The 4,391-nt window shown below is 59.6% G+C and carries 5 protein-coding genes; 3 read left to right on the forward strand and 2 right to left on the reverse strand.

All coding sequences use genetic code 11. The annotated features are described in order from the left end of the window. Nucleotides 1-284: 284 nt before the first annotated feature. Entirely contained in the window at nucleotides 285-1,238 is a 954-nt protein-coding gene (gene rsmH / locus NW844_RS12225) for a 16S rRNA (cytosine(1402)-N(4))-methyltransferase RsmH (RefSeq protein WP_414336010.1), read from the forward strand. Nucleotides 1,239-1,412: 174 nt separating this feature from the next. Then, on the forward strand, nucleotides 1,413-1,943 hold the full coding sequence (locus tag NW844_RS12230) for a hypothetical protein (protein ID WP_414336012.1): 531 nt from the start codon (nucleotides 1,413-1,415) through the stop codon (nucleotides 1,941-1,943). On the opposite strand, the gene NW844_RS12235 is transcribed toward NW844_RS12230, so the two are convergent. Further along, entirely contained in the window at nucleotides 1,940-2,683 is a 744-nt protein-coding gene (locus tag NW844_RS12235; protein WP_414336014.1) for a response regulator, read from the reverse strand. The two genes, NW844_RS12230 and NW844_RS12235, sit on opposite strands and share 4 nt — an antisense overlap. A 133-nt stretch (nucleotides 2,684-2,816) precedes the next feature. After that, nucleotides 2,817-3,734, reverse strand: a complete 918-nt coding sequence (rbsK, locus tag NW844_RS12240) for a ribokinase (RefSeq protein WP_414336016.1) — start codon at nucleotides 3,732-3,734, stop codon at nucleotides 2,817-2,819. A 187-nt stretch (nucleotides 3,735-3,921) separates the two neighbouring features. Here rbsK and NW844_RS12245 point away from each other — a divergent pair, with 187 nt between their 5' ends. Beyond that, complete coding sequence (locus tag NW844_RS12245) at nucleotides 3,922-4,248, forward strand: YbjQ family protein (RefSeq protein ID WP_414336018.1); 327 nt, start codon at nucleotides 3,922-3,924, stop codon at nucleotides 4,246-4,248. Nucleotides 4,249-4,391 lie beyond the last annotated feature (143 nt).

Consider the following 4,391-nt stretch of genomic DNA (forward strand, 5'->3'; position numbering starts at 1 on the left):
GTAGTCCATTTAGCACAAGGTCAGTTACCCAATAGCGATGTTGCCCTCACCCCCGGCCCCTCTCCCTCTGGGAGAGGGGAGTTAGAGCGGCGCGTAGCAATGTAGAGAAACGTTTCGTTGCTATTTGAAATGACTATAATTTGAGATCATGAAAGCTTGATAAAAGCACAGTCTCTACTCTACAAACCAATAGAGGCGAAACTCAGCCGACCTACTGAACAGACGGATCCATTTGGCTGGGGAAAAGACCCGGCTAGCATCGAAGCCACCCCTCTGCTGCGCTTATGGACTTGCCGAAAACTCTGCTTGGGGAGATCCCTCTCTACCACCATGAGTCCGTTCTGACTGAAGAGGTGGTGGCCTATCTGCAACCAAGGAGTTCGTCCCGCGAACGGCAGGGCGGCACCTTTTTGGACGTGACGGTGGGAGGGGGTGGACACAGCTTGGTGCTGCTACAAAGAGGAGCAGAGCGAGTGGTGGGGCTGGATCGGGATCCGGCAGCTCTGCGGGCGGCCCAGGCGCGTTTGGCCGCAGCAGGGATCCCCGACAGTTGCCTCCGACTCTGGCACCTCAACTTTGCCGATTTCGATCTGCAGCAGCACGGCTTTCGGGATGAGCAAGGGCAGGGGATCCCCTTCGATGGCATCGTGGCCGACCTGGGGGTGAGTTCGCCACAACTGGACTCTCCTGAGCGAGGATTTAGCTTTCGCCGGGAGGGGCCGCTGGATATGCGCATGGATCCCGGTGCTGATCTGGAAACCGCTGCCGATTGGGTCAATCATCGCCCGGTGGAAGACTTGATCGACATTTTCACCCGCTATGGCGAAGAGCGATTTGCCCGCCGCATCGCCCACCGCATCGAACAGTCGCGCCCCCTTTTCACCACCACCCAACTGGCCCAGGTGGTTTGCCAGGCGGTACCCCCGGCAGCGCGGCGAGGCCGTATCCACCCGGCCACCCGGATCTTTCAGGCGTTGCGCATTGCCGTAAACCGAGAACTCGAGGCTTTGGAAACCTTGCTGGCTCAGGCTCCCACTTGGTTAAAACCCGGCGGCAGGTTGGCCGTGATCAGCTTCCACAGCCTGGAAGATCGCCTGGTGAAATGGGCCTTTCGCACAGATCCCCGCTGGCAGGTGCTCACTCCCAAACCCGTGTGCCCTTCCGAGCTGGAACAGCAACGCAATCCGCGTGCCCGTTCTGCCAAACTGCGAGTGGCTGCCCGCCGAGCGGCGCCGTGATTGCCCTCCACCTCGCCTGGAGGTTTGATTTAGCACCCTGCGTCTCATCGTGGAAAGCTGCTGCAGATCGGATAGAGTGGGTCGGAAAAGGACTCCGTCCCGCTGGCGCGAACGGCAGCGACCCATTGCTAGCGTTGTGACGTTGGCACTTGGTGTGTGTGAGGTTTGAACTCTATGATCAGCCAGCCTTTGAACACAGGCCGTGGCCGCCGCCCTTTTCCACTGCAGAGCAAAACCGCGACCTTGCCTGCCCGCCGCCACCCAAGGACGGTTGCCCACGCCAGCAAAGTCAGTCGCCCCCAGCCCTTAAAATCGGCTCATCCCCACAGTCGGGATCCCGTCTGGAAAAAACATCTGGTCAGGTGGCAACAGATCTCCACAGGCATGGCCATTGTCTCGGGGTTGGCGGTGCTGGGCCTCTACAGTTGGACTGTGCATACCCAAAGCCAATGGAGCCAGCGTTACCAGGTGTGGCAGCAGATGCAGCGCAACGAACGGCAGTTTCTGCTGGCTCAAGAATCCATCGCCAATGCTCTGCGGGAAGTTGCCGACCGCTCCGACATGGTGCCGCTGGTGCCGGAGCGGATGATCGAGGTGCCTTTCGCCTCCCCTGGCCCAGTTGAACCCCATCCAGGCCACCAGGCCGCGCTCCGCGCCGCTAGCCCGACCGAAAAAGCCCCGCCCTTTTATCCGGTTGGGTACTAGTCCAACGGATCCAATCGATAGCGGCTGAGCCAGTGATCCAAATGCACTTCCTCCTCATCCAGCAGTTGGGCGTTGATCAACCCCCGTTTAAAAGCAAGGCGGATGGCGCGGGCCCGCAGGCTGAAGGTGGTTCCCCACTCGTCGCTCTCGATTTGGTCGTTGCTCACTTCTAACTTGTCGTAGAGGTTGCGCAGGCGGTTGGTGACCCCTCGGCGGGACAAAAAGCGCCGTGCGGCAATGGCCTGGTCGGTGAGGCCGAGGGCAATGTCCACCAACACCTCATACTCCGCATCGCTGAGACCCGTAATTTTGTTTTGTGAACGGGAATCGACCCCGCGCACTTCCCGATCGATCACGCATTGCTCGTCCTGCACCACCGCTTGGATGGCGCTGACCAATTTTTCATCGGTGCAATTTTTCAAAAGGTAACCATAGACGGTTTGCGGGGGCACAATCTTGTGCAGCTCCCGCACATAGACTTCATCGGCAAAATGCGACCAAAAAATGATGCGTGTGCTGGGGCACTCTGACCACACCTGGCGGGCCACCTCGATCCCGGTCATCTCGGGCATGCGAATATCCATCAACACAAAGCTGGGGTGGTGCTGACGGTAGAGATCCAGCGCCTCTCTGCCGTTCGAGGCTGTGTACACCGGGCCAAATTCAGGCAAATGTTGCGTCAGTAGGCTGTGTACATGCTGACGGTAAAGAACGTCATCTTCAGCAAGGAGGGTACTCACAGGTCTTTGTCAGAGCTACCGGATGTTTTCTGTCTGTTCATCTCCTAACCCACACCTACGCGGGAAGACAAGGTTCTCTTGAGCAGTACCCAAGGGATCCTGTTACCGGCTGTGGTCGGGTGCTAGCGCTGGTCTAGGCTGTTTCTGGGGCAGAGGCCAAAAACGCCTCGATTTCAGGGCGCCGGGGCAAGCTGGGTTGGGCTCCCGCGCGGGTTACGGCCAAAGCAGCGGCGGCATTGGCAAAGCGCAAGGCTTCCCTCAGGGATCCCCCGGCAGCCAGACAAGCGGCCAACGCCCCACAAAAACCATCTCCGGCAGCAGTGGTATCCACCACCTCTACGGGATGGGCCGGCCAATGGCCCCTTTCTTCCCCATCGGCCCAAACGAACCCTGCCCCTCCCAAGGTGAGGATGACGGTTGGGATCCCCTGCTTCTGCAATTCTTGAGCCACCTTTTGAGCTTGTTCCGGCGTTTCCACAGGAGACTGGGCAAGGTCGGCGGCTTCGATTTCGTTGAGCACCAGGTAGCGAACCTGGCGCAACAGGGATCCCGGCAAGGGTGCGATGGGCGCAGGATTGAGCAAAATGGGGATCCCCTGGGCAAAGGCTTGTTCTGCTGCAGCCTGCACGGTGGGCAGAGGAATTTCCAGTTGCAGCAGAAGCAGAGCCACCGGGGTAAAGGGAGGCAAATGCGCTGGCAAATAGCGACCATTGGCGCCAGGGCTGACCACGATCCGGTTTTGCCCGCTTGCATCCACGGTGATGAGAGCCACGCCGCTGGGCCCTTCCAACTGCCTCAGGTGACGGGTATCGACGCCGTTTTGCTCCAGGTTCTCTCTCAGCAGGCGGCCAAACCCATCCGATCCCACCGCCCCCCACATCTCCACTTGGGCTCCTGCTCGTGCCGCTGCCACCGCCTGATTGGCCCCCTTGCCGCCAGGGTAGGTGGCGTAGTCGGATCCCAGCACCGTTTCGCCAGGGCCGGGATGGCGGGGCACCTGCACCACCAAATCCATGTTCAAACTACCCACCACTCGGATTGGGCCTGCCATCGGGTTTGGGGGAGAATCCTGTCGGCAAAGCAGAAGTCTTTGACTCTTGGGCAGCTATTGTATCAGCCGCCGGTTTGGCCGGGGATCCCGTTAACAATACCCCACCACGTGGCAAAGGCCATCGGGAGGGATCTGAAGGTTGACGATCCCGACTATCCTGGTAGGCGTTGACCAAGGGGGCAGGCTGATGTTGCTGACAACCACAGATGTGCTGCAAGGTGTGGAGATCGAGCGCTACCTGGGCATCGTCACCGCCGAGGTGGTCTACGGCAGCAATGCCTTGCGAGATTTCTTTGCCGGCATCCGCGATATTATTGGCGGGCGCACGGGAGCCTACGAGCGCGTCTTCGAGCAAGGCCAAAAAGAAGCCATAGAAGAGCTGGAGCGGCGAGCCAAACGCCTGGGGGCAGATGGCGTCATCGGCATCGCCATCAACACCGACACCATCAACATCGATCAAACCGGCGTGCTGCTGCTCATCACCGCCACCGGCACTGCCATTAAGCTCGGCTGAAGTTCTGGGGGTATGGTCGTTTCAAATAAGATTTAAGACACTTTGCCACCAGCCCCTCTCTCTGAGGGATGACCCTCACCCCCAGCCCCTCTCCCAAGGGGCGAGGGGGAGAAGACTCAGAACCCTCTCCCTCTGGGAGAGGG

It is taken from the genome of Synechococcus sp. H55.2, assembly GCF_047462495.1.
In the GTDB taxonomy this organism is placed as follows: domain Bacteria; phylum Cyanobacteriota; class Cyanobacteriia; order Thermostichales; family Thermostichaceae; genus Thermostichus.